The organism is Halomonas sp. H33-56, from assembly GCF_040147035.1.
In the GTDB taxonomy this organism is placed as follows: domain Bacteria; phylum Pseudomonadota; class Gammaproteobacteria; order Pseudomonadales; family Halomonadaceae; genus Halomonas; species Halomonas litopenaei.
This window is the reverse complement of the sequence record NZ_JAMSHP010000001.1, coordinates 3192408-3214711: the sequence shown is the minus strand read 5'-3', so window position 1 is coordinate 3214711 and position 22304 is coordinate 3192408. Positions and strand designations below refer to the sequence as shown.

The window sequence follows — 22304 nt, the reverse complement described above, 5'->3', positions numbered from 1 at the left end:
GGTAGCGGGTCGTTGCCCGGCTTTTGGACGAGGCAGTGCCGCCCTGCTGCGTCAGGCAAAGCAGGGCTGGTGCTGCACCAGAGTCTTGCTGTCTTGCAAAAGGGGGCTGCGCTTGCCGGTGGGGTGGGGCGCGCCGCTAAGGCGCGTTACCGGCAAGTAGCGTCGGCGCTGAAGCGCTGACGCCGGCCGTTCTCAACGGGAACGGTAGACGATGCGACCCTTGGACAGGTCGTAGGGAGTCAGCTCGACCTTGACCTTGTCACCGGTCAGGATGCGGATGTAGTTCTTGCGCATCTTGCCCGAGATGTGGGCGGTCACCACGTGGCCGTTTTCCAGTTCGACCCGGAACATGGTGTTGGGAAGGGTGTCGACGACCACGCCTTCCATTTCGATATGGTCTTCGCGTGCCATATAGGCGAATCCTCGCTGGTGAAATCGAAAAGATGCCTGACCTTGAGGCGTCACTGCCGTTACTGTGGTCAGGATAGCGCGATATTCTGCCGGATGCAGAAGCAGATGGCAAAGGCAGATGGCTGATCGGCCCTCAAAGTGCGCGATATTCTGCCGCTTTCCAGTATCCCCGGAAGCAGATGGCAAAGGCAGATGGCTGATCGGCCCTCAAAGTGCGCGATATTCTGCTGCTTTCCAGTATCCCCGGAGCCAGATGGCAAAGGCAGATGGCTGATCGGCCCTCAAAGTGCGCGATATTCTGCCGCTTTCCAGTATCCCCGGACTCAGATGGCAAAGGCAGATGGCTGATCGGCTCTCAAAGTGCGCGATATTCTGCCGATTTCCAGTATCCCCGGAGGCAGATGGCAAAGGCAGATGGCAGGTTAGCTCTCAAGGATAAGCAAAGTTCACGATATTCTGCCGCTTTCCAGTATCCTCGGAAGCAGATGGCAAAGGCAGATGGCCATTGATAGCAGGCTAGCCCCTCAAAGTGCGCGATATTCTGCCGCTTTCCAGTATCCCCGGAGGCAGATGGCAAAGGCAGATGGCAGGTTAGCTCTCAAGGATCAGCAAGGTGAGCGATATTTTGCCGCTCTCTAGAGAGCAGAGAACGTGCTTGAGCTATCAGGTTGGGCGATTACTCGCTGTCGATCGGTACCAGTCGTCGCCAGAGCCGGCCATCCAGGCGCTCGAGGGGCGAGAAGCTGCTCTTGTAGCTCATCTTGCGGCACTCCTCGATCCAGTAGCCCAGATAGACGTGGGGGAGTCCCTTCAGGGATGCCATCTGGATCAGAGCCAGCACAGCCTGGGTGCCAAGAGAACGGCGCTCGAGGCTGTGGTCCGGGTCGAAGAAGGTGTAGATGGCGGACAAGCCATGGCGCAGCTCGTCGAAGGCCGATACCGCTACCAGCTTTCCGTCCAGGCGCATCTCCAGCAGTCTCGCGTAGGGCTGATCGAGGCTCAGGAAGGTACGGTACTGCTCGTGACTCGGTGGGAACATGTCGCCGTCATGGTGGCGCGTGCAGATATAGCGGGCGTAGAGGTCGTAGTGGCGGGAGTCGAACTGCGCCGGCACCACCTCGATGGTCAGGTCGGCATTGCGCCGCATCAGGCGTCGCTGGGTGCGATTGGGGCTAAAGTCCGCTACCGGGATTCGCACGGAGATGCAGGCGTGGCAGCCTTCACAGTGAGGGCGGTAAAGATGCAGACCGCTGCGACGGAAGCCAAGTAGCGTAAGCGCGTCATATACGCCCTGTCCCGGGGATTCCTTGGGATCCAGGAACAGGGTGGTCGCTTCCTTGCCCGGCAGATAGCTGCAGGCGTGCGGCACAGTAAGAAAGAACCGCAGGTCGCGTACGGGTTGACGCGGTGTATTGCTGCTCAAGGCTGCCGTCTCCCTGTCGGATGGCATCGAGTGATGGATCAGGCGTTGGTATGGGTCGTGTCAATGGTGGTCGTCATACATGGCCTTCTGATACCAGGTCATTCACCGATGCCGGTGAATGACCATGCCGGCGTAGTCAGGCTGTCTCGGTCCAGATCATCCAGCCACCTCTCAAGATAGCCGATGAAGGCTGATCGAGCGATACCTCGAGCGCCGAGGCTGGCCAGGTGGGGCGTGTGCATCTGGCAGTCGATCAGACGCCCGCCGCCGGCCGCCATGGCGCGGGCCAGATGCACCAGGGCGATCTTGGAGGCATCGGCCTCGCGGCTGAACATCGATTCGCCGAAAAACACCGGTCCCAGGGCGACACCATAGAGCCCGCCGACCAGTCGGTCGTCACGCCAGATTTCCACCGAGTGAGCGACCCCCTCCCGGTGCAGGTCGCAGTAGGCGTCACGCATTTCATCGGTGATCCAGGTGCCTGACGCATGACCATCGTTGCGCGGTGCAGCACAGGCGTCGATGACGGCGTCGAACGCCTGGTCGGCGGTGGCGCGAAAGCCCCCGTTGCGTAGCCGCTTGGCGAGGCTTCGGCGCACGCGTAGCTCTTCGGGGTGCAACACCATGCGCGGATCGGGGCTCCACCAGAGAATCGGCTGGTCGTCGCTGTACCAGGGGAAGATTCCGCGGCGGTAGGCCTCTATCAGCCATTCGGGAGATAGCCCGCCGCCAGCGGCCAGCAGGCCGTCCGGGTCGTCGAGGGCAATATCGACCGAAGGAAAGGTCACTGGATGTTCGTTGAGCCAGGGCAGCATGGGGCTCCCTTTGCAATACCGGGTGGAAGATGGGGCAGTGTGCCCCCAGCCCGCGCTTCGCTCAAGGTATGCTGGGCCTATTCGCTCACCGGCTGGCTCGGTATCATGACCGCCAGTCAGAAGGATGGAAGACGCCGTTATGGCGCAAGGGGAAGGCCGTTTGAGTGCCAACAAGAAGTCCATGTCGTCGCGCGCGACGGCGGCAGCCGCCAAGGAGACCGCCCGCAAGGTCGGGTTGCGTCTGCATGGCTCTGCCAGGGAAGGTGTGATCATCGTACTGCTGGCTGCCTGCGTATTCCTGCTGCTGGCACTGTTCAGCTTCGAGCCGGCGGACCCCGGCTGGTCGAGCAGTGGCCCCGAGACCGCGGTGGCCAACTGGATGGGCCCCATCGGGGCCTGGCTCGCCGACGTGCTGTATTCGTTGTTTGGCATCAGCGCCCTGTGGTGGCCAGGCATGCTGGCGTTTGCCGCCTGGTATCTGATCCGTTCCCGTCGAGTGGAGTTCGAGTGGGATGCGACCGCCCTGGCCGTGCGCTGCGGCGGGCTGATTCTGCTGCTGCTGGGGTGCACCACCCTGGGGGCGCTCTACTTCCATCAGCCCGACAGCGTGTTGCCATACTCCACCGGTGGCATCCTCGGAGTCGGGCTGGTCGGCGCCCTGCGGCCACTGGTGGGCGTCGGCGGAACAGGTCTGCTCGCCGTTGTCGCTATCCTGGGCGGAATGCCGCTGTTTACCGGGTTGTCCTGGCTCAATGTCATGGACGAGGCGGGCCACCGTTGTCTGTTGCTGGGACGCTGGCTCAAGTCCCGCTTCGCATCGTCTAAAGACGAGGACGACGCAGGGCAGAGCGCCGACCAGCACAGTGCACCTGAGCCCAGGGCCAAGGCGTCATCGCCGATCGACAGCGAAGATGGCGAGGAAAGCGATACGACGCCCCGGCCCTCCTTGTGGCAGCGCCTGCGCGGCAAGGGGACACCGACCGACCTGAATGAGGCCGCGGGGTCGTCCATGGGCGACGACGGCAACACCGATATTCCCTGGGACGTGGCGGAATCCACGCCGTCGGCCAAGCAGCCTGGCGCTGCCTATACCGAACGCTTTGCCGAGGCCGCGCCTCGCCGTCGCCATGAAGGTAGCGTTCAGGACGGCACCACAACGCCGCGGGACACCCGTCCCACCGAACCTGAGGGCGGGCGGCGAGAGCCGACCCTGGCCCCGGAGCCCACGGCTTCCAGAGAGCGGCGAGAGCCGACCCTGGGCGGCAGTTTTGCGGCAGGGGCACCTTCGGCGGCAAGGGCAGAAGAGCCGATGTCGCTGCGTGCAGAGAGGGATGCGCCGGTGCCTTCGCCTGAACGTGCAAGCGAGCCGAGCTCTTTAGAGGCCCCCGAAGCCGGGCCTACTGCTCAGGCACGCTCTCCACAGGCACGCTCTCCACAGGCGCGCTCTCCACAGGCGCCCGAAACCGCGCCTGGCACTTCTCAGGCGCGCTCTCCGCAGGCGCCCGGTGCCGCGCCAGCCGCGCAGGGCTCTCAACAGGAGCGCTCTCCACAGGCGCCCGGGGCCGCGCCCGCCGGGCCTGGCTCTTCACAGGCGCGCTCTTCACAGGCGCGCTCTTCACAGGCGCGCTCTCCGCAGGCGCCCGAAACTGCGCCCGAAGCCGCGCCAGCCGTGCCTAGCTCTTCTCAGGAGTCCGAGGCTGCGCCGTCCGCGCCGGCGCCCGCCGCTCCACAGGAGCCGCGTCGGGAAGAGCCCGCTCACGGGGAGGAGCCGTCGAGCCACCAGACGCAGCCTCGTCGGGAGGAGCGTCGTGCCGAGGAAATCCCCGAGCCGGTGCTGCCTGATGACGGTGGTGCCCTGGCTGGCGGCGCCATCGCTGCAGGGGCGGGTGCCGGTCTGTTGGCGGCCACCCATGAGGCGCCGCGTAGTGTCTCGAGCCAGGCCCCCAGTTCTTCTCCCCGTCCGTCTTCTGCTGAGGACGCTGGTCAGGATGCTGGTCAGCGCGTGCAGCAGGAAGCGGCCCGCAGCGACGCCGGCACGCCGGCCGAGCCTCCCCGCGCTGAGCCAGGTCACGACGCCGCGGGCGCGAATGTTGGCGGAGGCCACGACAGCGTGGGCGAAGGACGTGTGGCTACCGCCGAGCAAGCCCGTGAGGCCGCCGACAACGACGGCCCGACGCTGTGGACGGTAGAGCACCTGCAAAGCCAGCGTCCCGGTTTCGATGACCTGCCGGAACCCGACGGCGAGCTGCCAAGCCTCAGGCTATTGACCCCGCCGGAGCCGCATCAGCCCAACTACACCGAGCAGCAACTGGCCGACATGGCGGAGTTGCTCGAGATGCGCCTGCGCGAATACGGCGTCAAGGCCGAGGTCGTCGATACCTGGCCGGGCCCGGTCATCACCCGCTTCGAGATCAAGCCGGCAGCGGGGGTGAAGGTCTCCAAGATCAGCAACCTGGCCAAGGACCTGGCGCGTTCGCTGATGGTCAAGAGCGTACGCGTGGTGGAGGTGATACCCGGCCGTCCCACCGTGGGTATCGAGATCCCCAACCCCAATCGCGCGATGATCCGCCTGCGTGAGGTGATCGACTCGGACCGTTACCAGCACGAGGCCTCCGGTCTCACCATGGCGCTGGGTCAGGACATCGGCGGCGCCGCGGTGGTGGCCAACCTGGGCAAGATGCCCCACGTGCTGGTCGCCGGTACCACCGGCTCGGGCAAGTCGGTCGGGGTCAACGCCATGCTGATCTCGATGCTGCTCAAGGCGACCCCCGACGAGCTTCGGCTGATCATGGTCGATCCCAAGATGCTGGAGCTGTCGGTCTATGACGGTATCCCGCACCTGCTGGCGCCGGTGGTCACCGACATGAAGGAGGCCGCCAACGCCCTGCGCTGGTGCGTGGCCGAAATGGAGCGTCGCTACAAGCTGATGGCCGCCATGGGAGTGCGCAACATCGCCGGCTTCAACAGCAAGCTCGATGAGGCCGAGCGGGCCGGTGCCCAGGTGGCCGATCCATTGTGGGAGCCCCAGCCCTGGGAGATGCACCAGACCCCGCCGGTGCTGGAAAAGCTGCCCTACATCGTGGTGGTGATCGACGAATTTGCCGACATGTTCATGATCGTCGGCAAGAAGGTCGAGGAGCTGATCGCCCGACTGGCGCAGAAGGCCCGCGCCGCCGGTATCCATCTGGTGCTGGCGACCCAGCGTCCCTCGGTGGATGTGGTCACCGGCCTGATCAAGGCCAACATCCCCACCCGCATGGCCTTCCAGGTGTCGTCGCGGGTCGACTCCCGCACCATCCTCGATCAGGGCGGCGCCGAGAACCTGCTGGGCCATGGTGACATGCTCTACTTGCCGGCGGGCTCGGGTCAGCCGACCCGCGTGCACGGCGCCTTCGTCGATGACGATGAGGTGCACCGGGTGGTGGAAGACTGGAAGCGGCGCGGCGAGCCCGAGTACATCGACGAGATCCTCTCCGGTGGTGTTTCCGCCGATGCACTGACCGGGCTCGAGGCCGAAGGCACCGGCGATGACAGCGACGCCGAGCAGGACGCCCTCTATGACGAGGCCGTGGCCTTCGTCACCGAGACGCGCCGAGCCTCGATCTCGGCGGTCCAGCGGCGCTTCAAGATCGGCTACAACCGCGCCGCACGCCTGGTCGAGGCCATGGAGATGGCCGGGGTGGTATCGTCCATGGGCAGCAACGGCGGGCGAGAGGTGCTGGCACCGCCGCCCACCGCAGGCTAACCCGATCGGCGCGACACTGTCTCCATTTGGGGACAGTGTCGCGTCAGGATGTAATCACCATGCAAGAGGGTGTCACGACCGGGTTCAGCGGCAACTTGCCAGGCATACTGGACTCAAACGGACATCCTCCCGGCGCCGGAGCCGCTCCGGCGCGACAAGGATTTCGACGATTTCGACGGAGAGACGCTATGCCCGCACGCCTTACCTTGAGTTCCGGTCTTGCCACGCTGGCCCTGGCGCTGGCGATCCCCGCCACCGCCCTGGCCGACGGCGCTGAGCGCCTGACCCGCATGCTGGAGCCGTTGAACACCTATTCCGCCGACTTCGAGCAGCAGATCCTCGACGGCAGTGGCCAGCGCCTGCAGCAGACCGAAGGGCACATGTGGCTGTCGCGCCCCGGCAAGTTCCGCTGGGAGGTCAAGGCACCTTACGAGCAGATCGTGGTGTCGGACGGCGACGAGGTCACCCTCTATGACCCCGATCTCGAGCAGGCCACCATCCAGCCGCTGGATGAGCGCATCACCCACACCCCGGCTCTGCTGCTGTCCGGCAGCGCCAATGAGCTCACCGACAGCTACGAGGTCAAGAGCTCGCAGCAAGGCACCGCCGAGACCTTCACCCTGGAGCCCAAGGCTTCGGACACCCTGTTCGAAAGCCTGCGCCTGACCTTCTACAGCGAGCAGCTGGCGGCGCTGGAGATGACCGACAGCACCGGTCAGCGTACCGCCATCGCCTTCGATAACGCCGAGCAGAACGGCAACATCGATGACCAGCGCTACCGCTTCGAGGTGCCTGAGGGTACCGACGTGATTCGCCAGACCCGCTGATCACACCTGCCGCCGCCGATCACGCTCGGCGGCGGCCTCCCTTCCGCACCTTTTCCACGGCCTCCCATTTTCTGTCCGTTCCCTCCTTACCGTGCGCTATCGAGCACGCCGCTTGTCCCCGATCAACCCTGAAGTCTACTGCGACCTTGGCCCAATAGTGTGAGCCGACTAGGGAAACTACTATCCCGGGTATCGTTTTCACGAGGTGCCCCATGTATCCCTACGCCGCTCCCCTGCGAGACCTGTCCTTCGTGCTGTCGGAAATGCTCGAGCACGAGTCCTTGAACCTGGCCCCCTTTGCCGAGGTTGGCCCCGAGCTGGTCGACGCTGTACTCGAGGAGGCCGCCAAGCTCGCCTCTGATGTCTGGGCGCCGCTCAATGCCAGTGGTGATCGCCAGGGCTGCAGCCGGCTGGAAGACGGCAGCGTGACACTGCCCGACGGCTTCGCCGAGGCCTACCAGGCCTACGCCGAGGGCGGCTGGAACGGGATCGGTGTGTCCGAGGAGCGTGGCGGTCAGGGGCTGCCCGAGGTGGTGGCCAGCAGCGTGCAGGAGATGCTGCATGGCGCCAACATGGCGCTGGGCCTGTGTCCGATGCTGACCGCGGGTGCCATCGAGGCGCTGGCTCACCATGGCAGCGACGAACTCCAGCAGCTTTACCTGGCGCGTCTGGTAGAAGGCAGCTGGACCGGCACCATGAACCTGACCGAGCCTCAGGCCGGCTCGGACCTGTCTCGGGTGCGCACCCGCGCGGTGCCGGAAGGCGATCACTACCGGCTGTTCGGCCAGAAGATCTTCATCACCTGGGGCGAACACGAGGCCGCCGAGAACATCATCCACCTGGTGCTGGCGCGCACCCCCGACGCCCCCGAGGGCAACAAGGGCATCTCGCTGTTTCTGGTGCCCAAGTTCCTGGTCAATGAGGACGGCTCGCTTGGCGAGCGCAACGACGTGGTATGTGCCTCCATCGAACACAAGATGGGCATCCACGGCAGTCCCACCTGCACCCTCAGCTTCGGCGAGAAGGACGGCGCCGTCGGCTATCTGGTGGGGGAGGCCGGGCGCGGCCTCAACCACATGTTCACGATGATGAACGAGGCTCGCCACAAGGTCGGTATCCAGGGTATCGGTGTCGCCGAGCGTGCCTGCCAGCACGCCCTGGCCTACGCCAACGATCGCTCCCAGGGACGCACACCACCGTCCCGCGGAGGCGAGCCATGCACCATCGGCGAGCACCTGGACGTGCGCCGCATGCTGCTGTCGATGCGGGCGCGCACCGACGCCCTGAGGGCGCTGGCGCTGCTGTGCGCTCAGCAACTCGACGTGGCTCGTCACCATGAGGACGAACCGCGCCGTCGCGAGGCCCAGGCGCGGGCCGAGGTGCTGATCCCGGTGGTCAAGGGCTTCTCCACCGACCAGGCGGTGGACATCGCCTCGTTGGGTGTTCAGGTCCACGGCGGCATGGGCTTCATCGAGGAGACCGGCGCCGCGCAACTGTTGCGGGACGTGCGTATCGCACCGATCTACGAGGGCACCAACGGCATCCAGGCGCTCGATCTGGCGGGTCGCAAGCTCCAGCGCGATGGCGGCGCGGCCTTGTCACTGCTGATCGACGAAGTGCAGGCCACCGCCGAAGCGCTGTCAGCCCATTCTTCTCTTGCTCCGCTGGGGGCAGAGCTTGCCGCCGGTGCCGAGGATCTGCGTGCCTGTGCGGCCCTGGTGCTGGAGGCGGGGGCAGACGCCGAACGCGGCGCCGACGCCATCCAGGCCTACGCCACACCGCTTCTGTCGCTGACCGGCCACGTACTGTGCGCCTGGCAGATGGGGCGCGCGGCGATCATCGCCCGGGCCGCGCTGGACGCCGGCAGCGACGACGACTTCTACCGGCGCAAGCTGGCCTGTGCCGACTTCGCCGTGCGCCAGTGGCTCCCCGAGGGGTGCGCCCAGCGTCGCGTCATCGAGGCTGGCTTCGACGAACTGCTTGGCGTATCGCTTGGCTGAACCGATTGGCCGTCGGTGTCCACCGGCGGCTATCTTCTGTTCAGGATCGGCCATCGTCATTTCCCTCGTAGCGAGGCGCAGGCCGCCAGTGGCTACGCATGCGACCTTCAATCAGGAGTGTCTAATGAGCAACATCTACGACCAGGGCATGCCGCGCAACGCGGCCAACCACGTGGCGATCTCGCCGTTGACCTTCATCGAACGCGCGGCCAGCGTCTATCCGGACCTGCCGGCGGTGGTCCACGGCCAGACGCGCCGCGACTGGGCCACCACCTGGCAGCGCTGCCGGCGACTGGCCTCGGCGCTGGAGCGTCGTGGGCTCGGCAAGGGGGATACGGTGTCGGTGATGCTGCCCAATGTGCCGGCGATGTTCGAGGCTCACTTTGGCGTGCCCCTGGCCGGTTGCGTACTCAACACTCTGAATATCCGTCTCGATGCCTCGGCGATTGCCTACATGCTGGAACACGCCGAGACCCGGGCGATCCTGGTGGACCCGGAGTTTGTCGAGGTGGTACGTGAGGCGATCAAGGGCCTCGATAAACCGCCTCTGATCATCGACGTGCTGGATCCCGAGTTCGAGGGCCAGGCCGAGCGCCTGGGCGAGATCGAGTACGAGGACCTGCTGGCCGAAGGTGACGCCGACTACCCCTATCGCCTGCCCGAAGACGAGTGGGACGCCATCTCGCTGAACTACACCTCCGGTACCACCGGTAAGCCCAAGGGCGTGGTCTATCACCATCGCGGCGCCTACCTCAACGCCGTGAGCAACATCCTCGAGTGGGCGATGCCACATCACCCGGTGTACCTGTGGACGCTGCCGATGTTCCACTGCAACGGCTGGTGTTTCCCCTGGACCATCGCCGCCAACGCCGGGGTCAACGTCTGCCTGCGCAAGGTCGACCCGAAGAAGATCATGGAACTGATCGCCGACGAGAAGGTGACCCACTTCAGCGGTGCGCCGATCGTGCTCAACGGACTGGTCAATCTGGACGAGTCCCAGCGTCGCGCCATCGACCACCCGGTCAAGGCCACCACCGCAGGAGCAGCGCCGCCTGCTGCGGTGATCGCCGGGGTGGAGTCACTCGGTATCGATGTGACCCACGTCTATGGCCTGACCGAGGTCTATGGTCCGGTGACTGTGTGCGCCTGGCGCGAGGCCTGGGACGAGCTGCCGCTGGAGGAGCGTGCCCGCATCAAGGCCCGCCAGGGCGTGCGTGGGCACATGCTGGAGGCGCTTTGCGTGGCCGACCCGGTGACCCTGGAGCCATTGCCCAAGGACGGCGAGAGCATCGGCGAGATCATGATGCGTGGCAACAATGTGATGAAGGGCTACCTGAAGAACGAGGCCGCCACCCGGGAAGCGCTGGATGGTGGCTGGTACCACACCGGCGACCTGGCAGTGTGGCACGCCGATGGCTACATCGAGATCAAGGATCGCTCCAAGGACATCATCATCTCCGGCGGCGAGAACATCTCCACCATCGAACTCGAGGATGCGCTCTACGCCCACCCGGCGGTGGAAGAGGCCGCGGTGGTGGCGCAGCCTGACGAGAAGTGGGGCGAAAGCCCCTGCGCCTTCGTCAAGCTCAAGGCCACCAGCGGTGAGGTGACCGAAGAGGACATCATCGAGCACTGTCGGGGCAAGCTTGCGCGCTTCAAGGTGCCCAAGCGCGTCGTCTTCACCGAACTGCCGAAGACCTCGACCGGCAAGATCCAGAAGTTCGTGCTGCGTCAGCAGGCCAAGGAGAGCTGATCGCCGCCTGCCATCCGCTGATGGCAGGGTAAGCCCGCCCGAGACAGGGCGGGGAGCAGATCATCAGACGCCGCCGTCGGGGTGACCGGGGGCGGCGTGGTTGTGTCATGATCGAGGGAAATATCCATCAAGGGAGAAAGCTAGTGAGCGAGACGCGGATCGGTGTGGTCGGTGGTGGAACCATGGGGCAGGGCATCGCCCAGGTGCTGGTGCAAAGCGGCTTCGAGGTGAGCCTTTATGATGTTGCCGAGGCCGCCCTGGAGCGGGCCAGCGCGGCGATCGACAAGGGCCTTGCCAAGCTGGTGGAAAAGCAGCGGCTAAGTGCCGAACAGCGGGACGAGGCCCGCGCGCGCCTGACCACGGTCAACTCGCTTCAGGCCCTGGCCGACTGCGGGGTGATCATCGAGGCGGCGCCGGAAGCGCCGGAGCTCAAGGAACGCCTGTTCCGGGAGCTCGATGAGCTCAACCCCGAGGCGGTGCTGGCCTCCAACACCTCCTCGCTATCGCTGACCCGTCTGGCCGCGGTGTGCCAGCGGCCAGAACGAGTCGTCGGCATGCACTTCTTCAACCCGGTGCCGGTGCTCAAGCTGGTCGAGGTCATCCGCGCCGAGCAGACCAGCGACGCGACCGTGGCCCGTGTCGAAGCCCTGGCCGAGTCCATGGGCAAGACCGCCGTGGCGATCGGCGACGCCCCAGGCTTCGCGGTCAACCGCCTGCTGGTGCCGATGATCAACGAGGCGGCTTTCCTGGTGCAGGAAGGGGTGGCCAGCGCTGAAGACATCGACACCGCCATGAAGCTTGGCGCCGCCCACCCGATGGGCCCGCTGGCGCTGGCCGACCTGATCGGCCTGGACGTCTGCCTGGCGATCATGAATGTGCTGGCCGATGGCTTCGGCGATCCCAAGTATCGTCCCTGCCCGCTGCTCAAGCGGATGGTCGACGCCGGCTATCTGGGACGCAAGAGTGGCCGCGGCTTTCACGACTACAGCGGTTGAGGCGGTGGCATGCGCCGAAAGGATGGCTTGTGAGCCTACCAAGCGTTCGCTAGGGTTGGGCCAAAGGTGACGAACGCGCCAGGCTCCGCCGACGCCAGGCGGGCCTCGCCGACAACTGACAACTCTGACAAGGAGCATTTCGTGAGCGAACAACTGGTCGAGATGGTCGACAACGATGGCGTGGTACGCCTCACCATCAACCGTCCCAAGGCGTTGAACGCCCTGAATCGCGAGGTCATCGAGGCGCTGGCCGAGATCCTTGATCGGCTCGAAGGTCGCGAGGGCCTGCGCGCGGTGCTGATCACCGGCGCCGGCGAGAAGTCCTTCGTGGCCGGTGCCGACATCACCGCGATGCGCGAGATGAACCCGCTCGAGGCGCGCGACTTCGCTTGTCAGGCGCTTAAGACCATCAAGCGCCTCGAGACGCTGCCGGTGCCGGTGGTGGCGCTGGTCAACGGCTTCTGCCTCGGCGGCGGCTGCGAGCTGGCGCTGGCCTGTGACTGGGCGGTGGCCAGCGACAACGCGGTGTTTGGCCAGCCCGAGGTACTGCTTGGGGTCATTCCCGGCTTCGGTGGCTCCCAGCGTCTGCCACGTCGGGTTGGCCCGGCCATGGCGCTTGACCTTTGCACCACCGGTCGCAAGATCGACGCCCAGGAGGCCCTGCGCATTGGCCTGGTCAACCAGGTGATGTCCCAGGCCGAGCTCGAGGACTACGCCGCCACCCTGACCAAGCAGTTGTCCGGCAATGGCCCCGGCGCGGTGCGCAGTGCCAAGCAGGTGATCCACGACGGCATGGACCAGGATCTGGACAGCGCCCTGGCGCTGGAGACCAGCCTGTTTGCCCTGTGCTTCGCCTCCGACGAGCAGCGCGAAGGCATGAGCGCCTTCGTCGAGAAGCGCAAGCCCAACTTCTGAGTCCCTTTCACAAGCCTTCAGCTAGGGCTTGTCTGAAAAGTGCCTGCGCTCGGTAATACGGCGTTAAAAATCGGATCAACATGCTCATTTACACCCCGTAAACTGCGCTGTCTCACCGATTTTTGCCTTGTCTAACCTTCGCTCGTCGACTTTTCGGACAGCGCCTAGCACTGAAGCGGCCATGGCGAACGCCATGGCCGCTTCGTCATTCAGGCGCGAAGGTTCTGGGGGCGCCTAGCGGGGCAATGGTCGCGTGGCCTTGTCCCGGCCCGGCGACAGCATGCCGGTGGCCACAGCGGTGCCTGCCAGGGTGATGGCCATGCCCACCAGGGTGCGCAGCCCCAGGGTCTCGTCGAGCAGCACATAGCCCCACAGCAGGGCGCTGACCGGTACCAGAAAGGTCACGGTAGAGGCGGCGGTAGCCCCGGCGCTGGCCAGCAGGCTGAAGAACAGCAGAAAGGCGACAGTGGTGGACAGCACCGCCATGGCCAGGGCGCTGCCCCAGGCCTCGATGCTGACGGCTTGCTGCGGCCACATCAGGAGCCCAGGTACCAGCAGCATCAGCCCGGACATCGAGCAGCTGCCGGCGGCCAGCACGCGTACCGGCAGATGGCCGAGGTGGGTCTTCGAATAGTTGCCGGCGATGCCATAGCAGAAGGTGGCCCCGAGAATCGCCAGGATGTACCAGCCATCGCCGCCCAGCTGGAAGTCCAGCCGATCGGCGGACAGCACGTAGACACCGACGAAGGCCAGCGCCAGACCCAGGTACTGACGTCGGCGAATCGGCGTGGCGAACCAGGCGGCGCCGATAAGCGCGGTGAAGATCGGAGTGGTGGCGTTGATCAGCGAGGTGAAGCCTGCCTCGAGCTGGGTGGTCGCCAGGGCCAGCAGTGAAAACGGCACCACGTGGTTGATGAAGCCGAGCAGCGCCAGGCGTCCGATATTGTCGCGCACCTGGCGCAGGTAGTGCAGTGATGCCAGCAGGGGCAGCAGCAGCAGGGCGCCGACCCCCATGCGGATCATCACCACCGGGACGGCGCCGAACTCCGGCGAGGCCACCCGCATGAAGATGAAGGACAGTCCCCACAGGCTCGACAGCAGGACCAGCTTGAGGGTGTCTGAGGCCGTCATCGAGATTCCTTGTCGTGGGACGGAGGAGGTAGTGGTAGCACTTTTGCTAGCCCGCTAAGAGTATGCGAGATGCGCGAAACAGGAAAGCCGTTGAGGGTGAGGGTGCTGTGAGCCACCGATGACTCTTGTATGCTGAAGTAGACGGTACCGCAACACTGACTGGGCCAGGGAAGTCCTCGGGAGGGCGCTATGAAGACCATCGGGCTGTTGGGCGGCATGAGTTGGGAGTCCACGGTGAGCTACTACCAGGTCATCAATCGGGATGTGAACCGCGCACTTGGTGGACATCATTCGGCCAAGATTGCCTTGATCAGTCTGGACTTCGCCGAGGTCGAGGCCTTTCAGCATCAGGGCCGCTGGGAGGATGCCGCCGGGCTGCTCGCCGACGCCGCCTGGCGCGTTCAGGAGGCGGGCGCGGACCTTATCGTGCTGTGTACCAATACCATGCACAAGGTGGCCCGAGACATCGAAAAGGCGGTGGATATCCCTCTGTTGCACATTGCCGACGCCACCGCCGATGCCCTGATCGCCGACGGGGTCAAGCGGGTAGGGCTGCTCGGCACCTGTTTTACCATGGAGCAGGGCTTCTACAAGGACCGGCTCGAGGCCTACGGTATCGAGGTACAGGTACCCGAGAAGGCCCAGCGCGATCAGGTCCACCGGATCATCTACGATGAACTTTGCCATGGTGAAATCGAGCAGGCGTCACGCCAGGTGATGCTGTCGATCATGGAAGAGCTCAAGGCCGGTGGTGCGGAAGCGGTGATACTGGGCTGCACCGAGATCGCCTTGCTGGTCGCTCAGGCCGACACCGAGATTCCGCTGTATGATACGACGGCCATTCACGCCCGCAGGGCCGTCGAACTGGCGCTAGGCTGATACTGGTACTGGTTATTAGCACTGGTACTGGCACCGTGCAGTGCCCATGCCACCAACTTGAGACGATGCCCCTCTGGCAAGGATGCCCATGAAGCTTTCCACTCTCGCCTGTTACCCCGTCAAGTCGCTGCGCGGCATCGCGCTGTCCCGGGCTGAACTCACCGAGCGCGGGCTCGCCTTCGATCGGCGCTGGATGCTGGTCGACGACGACGGTCGTTTCGTCACCCAGCGTGAGATCCCCGCCCTGGCGACCATCGGTGTCGAACTGTCGTCCGACACTCTGCGCCTGGTCCACGAGAGGATGGCGCCGCTCGTGCTGTCACTGGACGAGCCGAAGGCGGCGGTGCGCCGGGTGCGGGTCTGGCAGAGCGAATGCCAGGCGTTGGACGAAGGCGACGGTGCGGCGAATTGGCTGGCAGAAGCGCTGGCAAAGTCCTTGCCAGAGCCCTTGCCAAAGTCCTTGCCAGAACCCCGGGGCGAAGCGGGACGTTTCCGGCGGTTGCGGCTGGTGCGCCTGCCCCACGAGCAGCGCCGTTGGGTAGAGACCGAGTTTCTGCCGCCGGCGGAACGCGGTGTGGTGCATACCGCCTTTGCCGACGGCTACCCCCTGCTGATCGCCTCCGAGGCCTCGCTGGCGGCGCTCAACGAGCGGCTGGAAGCCAAGGGGGAGGCGCCGGTGCCGATGGAGCGCTTCCGCCCCAACCTGGTGGTGTCGGGCGGTGATCCCTTCGCCGAACGGGATTGGGCCTCGTTGGCCGGGCCCGGCTATCGCCTCGGCCTGCGCAAGCCATGCAAGCGCTGCAAGATCATCACCCTGGATCAGCGCAGCGGTGAGGCGCCCTCGGCCAAGGAACCGTTGAAGACCCTGGTGGAAATGGATACCCAGCCCGGTTGGAAGGGCGCCTTCTTTGGCCAGAATGCCGTCGTCGAGCAGGGCGTGGGGGCCATCCTGCGTGTGGGCGACGTGCTCGAGAGCCTGAGCTGACGGTTGATCACCGGCGTTGTCGGCCAACGACTCGACGCCGCTGTCCGCCTTCTCGATGCTCTCACGTTCTTCCCGTCCTCCATCACGACGTCACTTCCGGTAGAGCCGCCGGTGCAGCTCGCGAATCTCGTCGGCAAACTCCTCAACCGGCCCCTCCACCTCGGCACTCGGCACGATGGTCTGGATCGGCAGCGGGGCGATCGGGGCAGGTGCCACCTGCCACTCGCCTAGCCAGCGGCCGAGCTGTTCTGAGGAGCTGGCGTAGACGATGCGTCCGAGTCCGACCCAGCCATGCGCCGCGGCGCACATGGGGCAGTGTTCACCGGAGGTATAGACGGTCGAGTGCGCTCGCTCTTCGACGCTGAGGTGCTCGGCCGCCCAGCGGGCGATGGCGAATTCGGGGTGGCGGGTCGCGTCACCGCCGGCGACGCGGTTGCGATCCTCGAAGCGAACCTGCCCTTGCGGATCCACCAGCAGCGAGCCGAACGGCTCATCACCAGCCTCGAGGGCCTCCCTGGCCAGGTCAACGCAGCGGCGCAGGTGCTGACGATCGGTCGAATTCATTCAGTATTCCTCATAAAGATGATTCGCGGGCGGCCTCCTGCCTGGGGAAGGATGCCTCCGGGGAGGGATATCTGTGGCCTTGGCTTGACTCTAGCATGGACCAAAGTTGTCAGATGACGGACAGCCAGATACGTGATTCTTCACTGAAATATGCTTCTGGCGTCGGCATTTTCCTACGCAGCGCCCGGCGGATCGACTATTGATGCCGAAGGGTAACCCTAGGACGCTGTAGGTTGTCGGCAAGCTGGCCTGCAAATGAGGTGCGTTGCATGAACACGAGGAATACCATGTTGGCCCAGCAGATGGTGGCGCTGGCCGAGCAGGATAGAGCGTTGCTGGATGAACTCGCGGCCTCGGGGGAGATCCCCTCCGCCGACTATCATCCGCGAGTGCGTGCGCTGCATCAGGCCAACGCCGAGCGTCTGTCTGCGGTCATCGATCGTCACGGCTGGCCGGGCAAGGACACCGTCGGGGAAGACGGCAGCGAAGCAGCCTGGTACATCGCGATGCACGCGGTTTTCGACGTGGATTTCATGCAACGCTGCTGTTCTGCACTGATTCAGGCGGTTGCCGCCGGCCAGGCGCCCGGGTGGCAGCTGGCCTTTCTCGAGGATCGCATAAGGGTCCTGACCGGTCGGCCTCAGCGCTATGGCACCCAATTCGAGATCGGCGACGACGGCTGGCCCGTGCCCAGCGTCATCGAACGGCCGGATGACGTCGATCGGCGTCGTCAGGCGCTCGGGCTGGAGCCGCTGTCCAGTCGTCTGGCACGGCTGAGGGGACCGGGGTTAGCGGGTCCGGATGACTGGCTACGGCGTTCGGCCTGAACCGCTTTGCTTCACTTCCTGCTGCATGTCGAACTGAGTCGGCTGCCAGTTGGTGGCCTCTCACTCTGCCCTTATCACCAGACTCATGACGGCGCGCCGGCATCTCGGCCGACGTCGCTATCCTGCCCGGGCAGTGCTGCCACCAATCCCAGCGCCACGGCCAGCCTGACCAGATGCGCCAGGCTATCGGCGCCGAGTGTCTTCATGATGCGCTGACGGTAGACCTCCACGGTCTTGGCGCTCAGCGTCAGCTTCTCGGCGATCTCTCGACTGGTAAGCCCGCGGGCCACCTCGACCAGAATGGCCTGTTCGTTGGCCCTCAGCCCTTCATATCGCTGCCGCAGCTCTTCGAGATCGGCCTGGGCCCGCTGCCGGTGCTGGTGGTGGGCCAGCGCCTGCTGGATGACATCGATCAATTGCTGCTGATTGAAGGGCTTTTCGATGAAGTCGAAGGCTCCCGCCTTCAGCGCGGCGACCGCCATGGGCACGTCACCGTGACCGGTCATCATGATCAGGGGAGGACAACGGTCTCGCTCGGCCAGCCGCTGCTGGACCTGCAGACCGCTGAGGCCGGGCATGCGCACGTCCAGCAGCAGCACCTCATGGTGCCGCGACGAGGCGAGAAAGGCGTCGCCGCTGGCGTAGCCCTGACTGCCAAGTCCCACCGACTGCAATAGCCAGGCGAGCGACTCGCGCAGGTCATCGTCGTCGTCGATGATGGCGATGGTTGGCTGGTCAGCAGTGTCGACGGGCATGATGGTCACTTCGCTGGTTGGGCGAGTCTCGCGGGCAGGCCCCTATGCTAGCCGATCCCCTGGCCAAAGGGGACCGTGCCAGGCGATGCCTGGTCGCCGGGTTTTCGTACAAAGCCTGGTGCCTGGTCGCCGCCTGGCTGGCGCTTGGCGCCTCAAGTCGGGGGACGCGCCGAGGGATCAGCTGTTCAAGCCCTCAGGCGGAGGGCAGGGTAATACGAAAGCGCGCACCCTGTGGCGCGTCAGGATCTTCTGGCCGTCTCGCACCGGTAGCGGGGGGAAGAGCGTCTGCGCTCGGTGGGTCGACGTCATCGATCAGCACCAGGTTGCCGCCCATGGCCTCGATCAACGACAGGCTGATCGATAGCCCCATGCCGAGACCGTCCTTGCGGCCGCTGACGAAGGGCGTAAACAGGCCCTGGCGTTGCTCTGGTGCCACGCCGGGGCCGTCGTCGACGATGTCCACGCAGCATTCGCGGGAGCCAAGAGGGTAGGCTTCCAGGCGAATGCACGGAGGCCTGGCCGGAGTGGCGATGTCGCGACAGGCGTCGAGAGCGTTGCGTATCAGGTTGACCAGTACCTGTTCCAGGCCGATGGCGTCGGCCATGACGGGGTCGAGGCCAGGGGCCAGGCGTGACGCCAGATGCACGCCTTCGTGCCGACACTGGGGCTCGCACAGGTCGCAGGCCTGGCCAATGATCTCGGCGAGATCCTGGGGCGCGAGGTGAAGACTGCCGCGGCGAACGAAGCGACGGATATGCTTGAAGCGTTCGGATAGGCGCTGAATCTGATCGTTGATGCGGTTGAGGGGTAGCGCCAGTTGGTGGGCGGGTTGGTCGGGGTCGCGCTCGAGCTGCATCAGCGCGCCGCTGGCGTAGTTGCCCATAGCCGCCAGCGGCTGATTGCATTCGTGGGCGATATTGGTGGCCAGTTCACCCAGGCTCGCCAGGCGATTGGCGTGGGTGATCTGCTCCTGATGGCGGCGTGCCTGGGCCTCCGCCTCCAGGCGCAGACTGAGATCTCGATTGAGGATCGACAGTCGCGTCTGCCCTCCCTGTTCACGGTGCAGCTGGACCACGCTGAGCACCGGGATCTCGCCCGAGGGTGACGCCAGGGCCAGCTCGCCACTCCAGCGCCCCTCCAGGGTGACGGCAGGCAGCACCTGTTCACGCCATCTTTGTGCCGACGTTGGCACAAAGAGTTCGGCAATGGTCGTGCTTGCGCCTTCTTCGTCGAGCCTGAACAGGCTACGTGCGGCCTGATTGCAGTAGACCACGTGTTCGTCCTGGTCGCAGAACAGCACAAAATCGGTGGTCGATTCCACCACCCTTGCCAGACGCTCGCGGCGTGCCTCGGACTCGACCCGCCGACTGACGTCGCGGGAGACGCACAGCACGTCGGTGAGTTCGCCGGTAGCGGGGTCGCGACGGGTACGGCTGGTGGTCTCGAACCAGATGTAGTGGCCGCTGCGGGTGCGAAAACGGTAGGTCTGCTCGTAGAAGCCCTCGTGGTAGTAGATACGAGGGGACTTGGACAGCAGCGCCGCCAGATCGTCCGGGTGGAAGAGGTCGTAGGCCGATACACCGATCAAGTCGTCAGGATCATAGCCCAGCAGGGTCCTGGCGGCCTGGGAGGCGTAAAGGAAGACGCCGTTGTGGTCGTGGCGCGAGATCAGATCCGTGGTGCTCTCGGCCAGCCACTGATAGTGGCGCTTCTCCTGTTCGAGCTGCTGTACCCGTTCGCTGAGCGCCTCTACCTGCTGGCGCAAGCGTTCCTCTTCGGTTCGCGGTTCGGCGCTGGAGGCTTTAGCGTCGTTGCTGTCGTGGCGCATGGTCATCAGGCCCTAGCGAGCCGGGTCTACCACGCCACCCAGCGAGGCATTGCGTCTGAACCAGCCGGCGATGCTGGCGCGGGGCTGGCGGGTCGGCAGTACTTCATGCGGCACCTGCTCGGACAAGAAGCACACCAGGGTGCCGGCCCTGGGGGCGACCCTGGTGAGCTCCCTCTGCGGGTCCTGTTCAGCGTAGATGACCATCTCGCCACCGCCATCTTCCGGCCAGTCGGGATTGAGATAGCCTACCGTGGAGACCACGCGGTTGGCGCGGCCTCGGAAACTGTCGAGATGTCGACGGTAGAAGGCTCCGGCAGGATAGCGGGCCAGATGCGCCTCGTACTCGAACAGGCCGAGAAACAGGCTCTCGTTGAGTCTCTGCTGAAGTTCGCCCATGGCGTCGAGATAGCGGCGCTGGGCCAGGGTTTCCCGATCGAGCCAGTGGATGGCGTCGCCACGAATGTCTTCGCGGGTATCGAAGTCGGATCCGCGGCCGATGCCGGCCCGGGCCAGGGCCTGCTGGTGCGCTCGGCCCTCGACCTCGGCGTGCAAGGCCTGGCACAGCTCGGCGTCGATCATCGCTTCACCGACATAGAAGCCGCGTTCCACCAGGGCGTCCACCAGCTCCTCCATCCGTTGCGGCGGCAGGGGGCAGGGATCGGGGTAGCTCATGAAATCGGTGCTCGTCTTGTCATCGCGGGGCCGTGCCTGGTCATCTTGGCGCTCTTCTCGGAGGCAGATGGCGTAGTCTACCCTCCGGGCGGCGAGAAAGGCTCATGTCCAGGTCGCATCCCTTGGCCAGCAGCTCCACCAGCATCATGGCGGACAGCCCCCAGATCACGTAGTCGTCGCCCTGATCGGCGGGGATCAGGTAGCTCGGCACATAGATGTCGTTGCCGTCCACAGGGATCACGTCGGTGTGGGTACGCTGGTCATCGATAAAGTGCGACAGCGGCACCTCGAAGATCGCGTCCAGCTCACCCTGGTCCGGGACCAGCGGCAGATCCGGCGGAATCAGCCCGACGAAAGGGGTGACCTTGAGACCATGCAGCGACAGCACATCCGAGAGCTGGCCGAGCACCTCTACCTGGCCGGGGGGCAGGCCTATCTCTTCTTCGGACTCGCGCAGGGCGGTGGCCAGCAGGTCGGCGTCATGAGGCTCCCGCTTGCCGCCCGGAAAGGCGACCTGGCCGCTGTGGGTCGACAGGTGGCTTGCGCGGCGGGTGAACAGCAGGCCGGGCTCGGGCCGATCGACCAACGGAATGAGTACCGCCGCCTCGGGCAGCTTCAGCGTCAGGCGGCGGGGGGAATGCGCTTGCAGGCGTTTGCGAAGTTTCTCTAACATGGGGGATCCGCAGGGTTTCACTCCTTGTACCCAGCCCCGTGCAGTGGCGTCAAGCCCGTCCTCCATTCCCGAGCCGGGAGCGACATGAACGATTGCAGCCCATGAATTTTTGCAGCCATTGCGGGCAGACCGTCCGTTTCGTCATCCCCGAGGGGGACGACCGTCCGCGTTACCTGTGTGACGACTGCGGCACCATCCACTACCAGAACCCGCGCATCGTGGCCGGCACGCTGCCGGTTTGCGGGTCACGGGTGCTGCTGTGTCGTCGCGCCATCGCGCCGCGTGAAGGCTACTGGACGCTGCCGGCGGGATTCATGGAAAACGGCGAGACCACCCCGGACGCAGCACGGCGCGAGACTCGCGAGGAGGCCTGCGCCGAGGTAGCGCTGTCGGGGCTCTACACCATGATCGACCTGCCCCATATCAATCAGGTGTTCATGATCTTTCTCGCCGAGCTCGATGGAGGTTACGCCGCCGGTCCCGAGAGTCTTGAAGTTGCGCTGTTCGAGGAGCACGAGGTGCCTTGGGACGAACTGGCCTTTCCCACCATCGAGCGTACCCTGCGTCACTTCTTCGAGGACCGCGCAAGCGCGACCTACCCGCTGCACATCAGCGATATCACACCGGATCAGCGCAGGCGCTTCTTCGGCAGCGCCTGACGCCATACGTCCAAGGCTTGCCGGGGCCAGGGTTGCCCCCGGTGGCCCACCGCAGATTCGAAAGGCCACCGGCCGGCTCGTCCGCTTTCGTTCGCGTCACAGATCTGCCAGCCGCCAGACGTCGTAGGCCACTTCCTCGTAGGGGTGGGCCAGCTTGAGCGCGGAGATGGCGGCGCCGATCAGCTCGTCCTCGCACACCAGCTCCACCTTGTATTCCTCTACCCGCTCAAGCTCACCCACCTGCCCGATGTGCGGGTCGGCGCCGTCCAGCGGGCGAAACTGGCCCTGACCGGCGGTCTGGAAGCAGCAGGCCTCGTACTCACCGATGCGTCCGGCACCCGTGGCAAACACGGCTTCCTTGACCGCCTCGGCGTCGTCTCTGGGCACGAAGAAGGCAAGCTTGTACATGGGGTCTCCTTGCGTAAGCTGGGGAATGATCGAGCCGGG

General features: G+C 65.2%; 20 protein-coding genes. 10 read left to right on the top strand and 10 right to left on the bottom strand.

The genetic code is table 11. From position 1 onward, the window contains the following. Nucleotides 1-192 precede the first annotated feature (192 nt). From infA to aat, 3 genes are all read right to left on the bottom strand, one after another. Entirely contained in the window at nt 193-411 is a 219-nt protein-coding gene (gene infA, locus NFH98_RS13815) for a translation initiation factor IF-1 (RefSeq protein ID WP_013332816.1), read from the bottom strand. A gap of 676 nt (nt 412-1087) precedes the next feature. Next, nucleotides 1088-1834 (bottom strand): arginyltransferase, encoded by a 747-nt coding sequence (locus NFH98_RS13810; RefSeq protein ID WP_045992908.1) that lies wholly within the window; start codon nt 1832-1834, stop codon nt 1088-1090. Nucleotides 1835-1932: 98 nt separating this feature from the next. Next, nucleotides 1933-2649, bottom strand: coding sequence for a leucyl/phenylalanyl-tRNA--protein transferase (aat, locus tag NFH98_RS13805; RefSeq protein WP_045992907.1), 717 nt, complete (start codon nt 2647-2649; stop codon nt 1933-1935). A gap of 181 nt (nt 2650-2830) precedes the next feature. Between aat and NFH98_RS13800 the strand changes: the two genes are divergently transcribed. The 6 genes from NFH98_RS13800 (at nt 2831) to NFH98_RS13775 (ending at nt 12884) form a co-directional block, all read left to right on the top strand. Next, nucleotides 2831-6394, top strand: coding sequence for a DNA translocase FtsK (locus NFH98_RS13800; protein WP_349623118.1), 3564 nt, complete (start codon nt 2831-2833; stop codon nt 6392-6394). 188 nt (nt 6395-6582) lie between these two features. Continuing rightward, complete coding sequence (lolA, locus tag NFH98_RS13795; protein WP_045992906.1) at nt 6583-7221, top strand: outer membrane lipoprotein periplasmic chaperone LolA; 639 nt, start codon at nt 6583-6585, stop codon at nt 7219-7221. 212 nt (nt 7222-7433) lie between these two features. Then, on the top strand, nt 7434-9221 hold the full coding sequence (locus NFH98_RS13790) for an acyl-CoA dehydrogenase (RefSeq protein WP_124804127.1): 1788 nt from the start codon (nt 7434-7436) through the stop codon (nt 9219-9221). Between the two features lie 124 nt (nt 9222-9345). Beyond that, nucleotides 9346-10974, top strand: coding sequence for an acyl-CoA synthetase (locus NFH98_RS13785; RefSeq protein ID WP_045992904.1), 1629 nt, complete (start codon nt 9346-9348; stop codon nt 10972-10974). Between the two features lie 143 nt (nt 10975-11117). Further along, entirely contained in the window at nt 11118-11969 is an 852-nt protein-coding gene (locus tag NFH98_RS13780; RefSeq protein ID WP_045992903.1) for a 3-hydroxybutyryl-CoA dehydrogenase, read from the top strand. A gap of 141 nt (nt 11970-12110) precedes the next feature. Next, nucleotides 12111-12884 (top strand): enoyl-CoA hydratase-related protein, encoded by a 774-nt coding sequence (locus tag NFH98_RS13775; RefSeq protein ID WP_348826820.1) that lies wholly within the window; start codon nt 12111-12113, stop codon nt 12882-12884. Between the two features lie 234 nt (nt 12885-13118). Here the strand turns inward: NFH98_RS13775 and NFH98_RS13770 are convergent, their stop codons facing one another. After that, entirely contained in the window at nt 13119-14015 is an 897-nt protein-coding gene (locus NFH98_RS13770; RefSeq protein ID WP_045992901.1) for a DMT family transporter, read from the bottom strand. A gap of 189 nt (nt 14016-14204) precedes the next feature. Here NFH98_RS13770 and NFH98_RS13765 point away from each other — a divergent pair, with 189 nt between their 5' ends. Both NFH98_RS13765 and NFH98_RS13760 read left to right on the top strand, forming a co-directional pair. Then, nucleotides 14205-14894 carry an aspartate/glutamate racemase family protein gene (locus NFH98_RS13765; protein WP_222568545.1) on the top strand — a complete coding sequence of 230 codons (690 nt, stop codon included), beginning with the start codon at nt 14205-14207 and terminating at the stop codon, nt 14892-14894. An 88-nt stretch (nt 14895-14982) separates the two neighbouring features. After that, complete coding sequence (locus tag NFH98_RS13760) at nt 14983-15879, top strand: MOSC domain-containing protein (protein ID WP_348826819.1); 897 nt, start codon at nt 14983-14985, stop codon at nt 15877-15879. Between the two features lie 90 nt (nt 15880-15969). Here the strand turns inward: NFH98_RS13760 and NFH98_RS13755 are convergent, their stop codons facing one another. Next, entirely contained in the window at nt 15970-16443 is a 474-nt protein-coding gene (locus NFH98_RS13755) for a nucleoside deaminase (RefSeq protein ID WP_124804121.1), read from the bottom strand. A 269-nt stretch (nt 16444-16712) separates the two neighbouring features. Between NFH98_RS13755 and NFH98_RS13750 the strand changes: the two genes are divergently transcribed. Then, on the top strand, nt 16713-17270 hold the full coding sequence (locus tag NFH98_RS13750) for a DUF6624 domain-containing protein (RefSeq protein WP_124804119.1): 558 nt from the start codon (nt 16713-16715) through the stop codon (nt 17268-17270). Nucleotides 17271-17353: 83 nt separating this feature from the next. Here NFH98_RS13750 and NFH98_RS13745 read toward each other — a convergent pair whose 3' ends face one another. From NFH98_RS13745 to NFH98_RS13730, 4 genes are all read right to left on the bottom strand, one after another. Next, nucleotides 17354-18025 (bottom strand): response regulator transcription factor, encoded by a 672-nt coding sequence (locus tag NFH98_RS13745; RefSeq protein WP_045992896.1) that lies wholly within the window; start codon nt 18023-18025, stop codon nt 17354-17356. 193 nt (nt 18026-18218) lie between these two features. After that, the gene (locus tag NFH98_RS13740) at nt 18219-19853 is read right to left on the bottom strand and encodes a PAS domain-containing sensor histidine kinase (RefSeq protein WP_348826818.1); all 1635 of its coding nucleotides are present in this window, start codon (nt 19851-19853) and stop codon (nt 18219-18221) included. A gap of 12 nt (nt 19854-19865) precedes the next feature. Continuing rightward, the gene (locus NFH98_RS13735; protein WP_045992895.1) at nt 19866-20525 is read right to left on the bottom strand and encodes a 2OG-Fe(II) oxygenase; all 660 of its coding nucleotides are present in this window, start codon (nt 20523-20525) and stop codon (nt 19866-19868) included. 40 nt (nt 20526-20565) lie between these two features. Then, a complete protein-coding gene (locus tag NFH98_RS13730; RefSeq protein WP_052704359.1) occupies nt 20566-21198 on the bottom strand; it encodes a CoA pyrophosphatase in 633 nt (210 codons plus the stop codon). Between the two features lie 101 nt (nt 21199-21299). Between NFH98_RS13730 and NFH98_RS13725 the strand changes: the two genes are divergently transcribed. Then, entirely contained in the window at nt 21300-21857 is a 558-nt protein-coding gene (locus NFH98_RS13725; protein WP_348826817.1) for an NUDIX hydrolase, read from the top strand. 96 nt (nt 21858-21953) lie between these two features. Here the strand turns inward: NFH98_RS13725 and NFH98_RS13720 are convergent, their stop codons facing one another. Next, complete coding sequence (locus NFH98_RS13720) at nt 21954-22265, bottom strand: YqfO family protein (protein ID WP_286985616.1); 312 nt, start codon at nt 22263-22265, stop codon at nt 21954-21956. Nucleotides 22266-22304 lie beyond the last annotated feature (39 nt).

Bases quoted from the DNA above. Each gene is read 5' to 3' on its own strand.
- infA (WP_013332816.1), bottom strand. From the start codon at position 411: ATGGCACGCGAAGACCATATCGAAATGGAAGGCGTGGTCGTCGACACC.
- aat (WP_045992907.1), bottom strand. From the start codon at position 2,649: ATGCTGCCCTGGCTCAACGAACATCCAGTGACCTTTCCTTCGGTCGAT.
- NFH98_RS13800 (WP_349623118.1), top strand. From the start codon at position 2,831: ATGTCGTCGCGCGCGACGGCGGCAGCCGCCAAGGAGACCGCCCGCAAG.
- lolA (WP_045992906.1), top strand. From the start codon at position 6,583: ATGCCCGCACGCCTTACCTTGAGTTCCGGTCTTGCCACGCTGGCCCTG.
- NFH98_RS13790 (WP_124804127.1), top strand. From the start codon at position 7,434: ATGTATCCCTACGCCGCTCCCCTGCGAGACCTGTCCTTCGTGCTGTCG.
- NFH98_RS13785 (WP_045992904.1), top strand. From the start codon at position 9,346: ATGAGCAACATCTACGACCAGGGCATGCCGCGCAACGCGGCCAACCAC.
- NFH98_RS13770 (WP_045992901.1), bottom strand. From the start codon at position 14,015: ATGACGGCCTCAGACACCCTCAAGCTGGTCCTGCTGTCGAGCCTGTGG.
- NFH98_RS13765 (WP_222568545.1), top strand. From the start codon at position 14,205: ATGAAGACCATCGGGCTGTTGGGCGGCATGAGTTGGGAGTCCACGGTG.
- NFH98_RS13760 (WP_348826819.1), top strand. From the start codon at position 14,983: ATGAAGCTTTCCACTCTCGCCTGTTACCCCGTCAAGTCGCTGCGCGGC.
- NFH98_RS13755 (WP_124804121.1), bottom strand. From the start codon at position 16,443: ATGAATTCGACCGATCGTCAGCACCTGCGCCGCTGCGTTGACCTGGCC.
- NFH98_RS13750 (WP_124804119.1), top strand. From the start codon at position 16,713: ATGAACACGAGGAATACCATGTTGGCCCAGCAGATGGTGGCGCTGGCC.
- NFH98_RS13745 (WP_045992896.1), bottom strand. From the start codon at position 18,025: ATGCCCGTCGACACTGCTGACCAGCCAACCATCGCCATCATCGACGAC.
- NFH98_RS13740 (WP_348826818.1), bottom strand. From the start codon at position 19,853: ATGCGCCACGACAGCAACGACGCTAAAGCCTCCAGCGCCGAACCGCGA.
- NFH98_RS13735 (WP_045992895.1), bottom strand. From the start codon at position 20,525: ATGAGCTACCCCGATCCCTGCCCCCTGCCGCCGCAACGGATGGAGGAG.
- NFH98_RS13730 (WP_052704359.1), bottom strand. From the start codon at position 21,198: ATGTTAGAGAAACTTCGCAAACGCCTGCAAGCGCATTCCCCCCGCCGC.
- NFH98_RS13725 (WP_348826817.1), top strand. From the start codon at position 21,300: ATGAATTTTTGCAGCCATTGCGGGCAGACCGTCCGTTTCGTCATCCCC.
- NFH98_RS13720 (WP_286985616.1), bottom strand. From the start codon at position 22,265: ATGTACAAGCTTGCCTTCTTCGTGCCCAGAGACGACGCCGAGGCGGTC.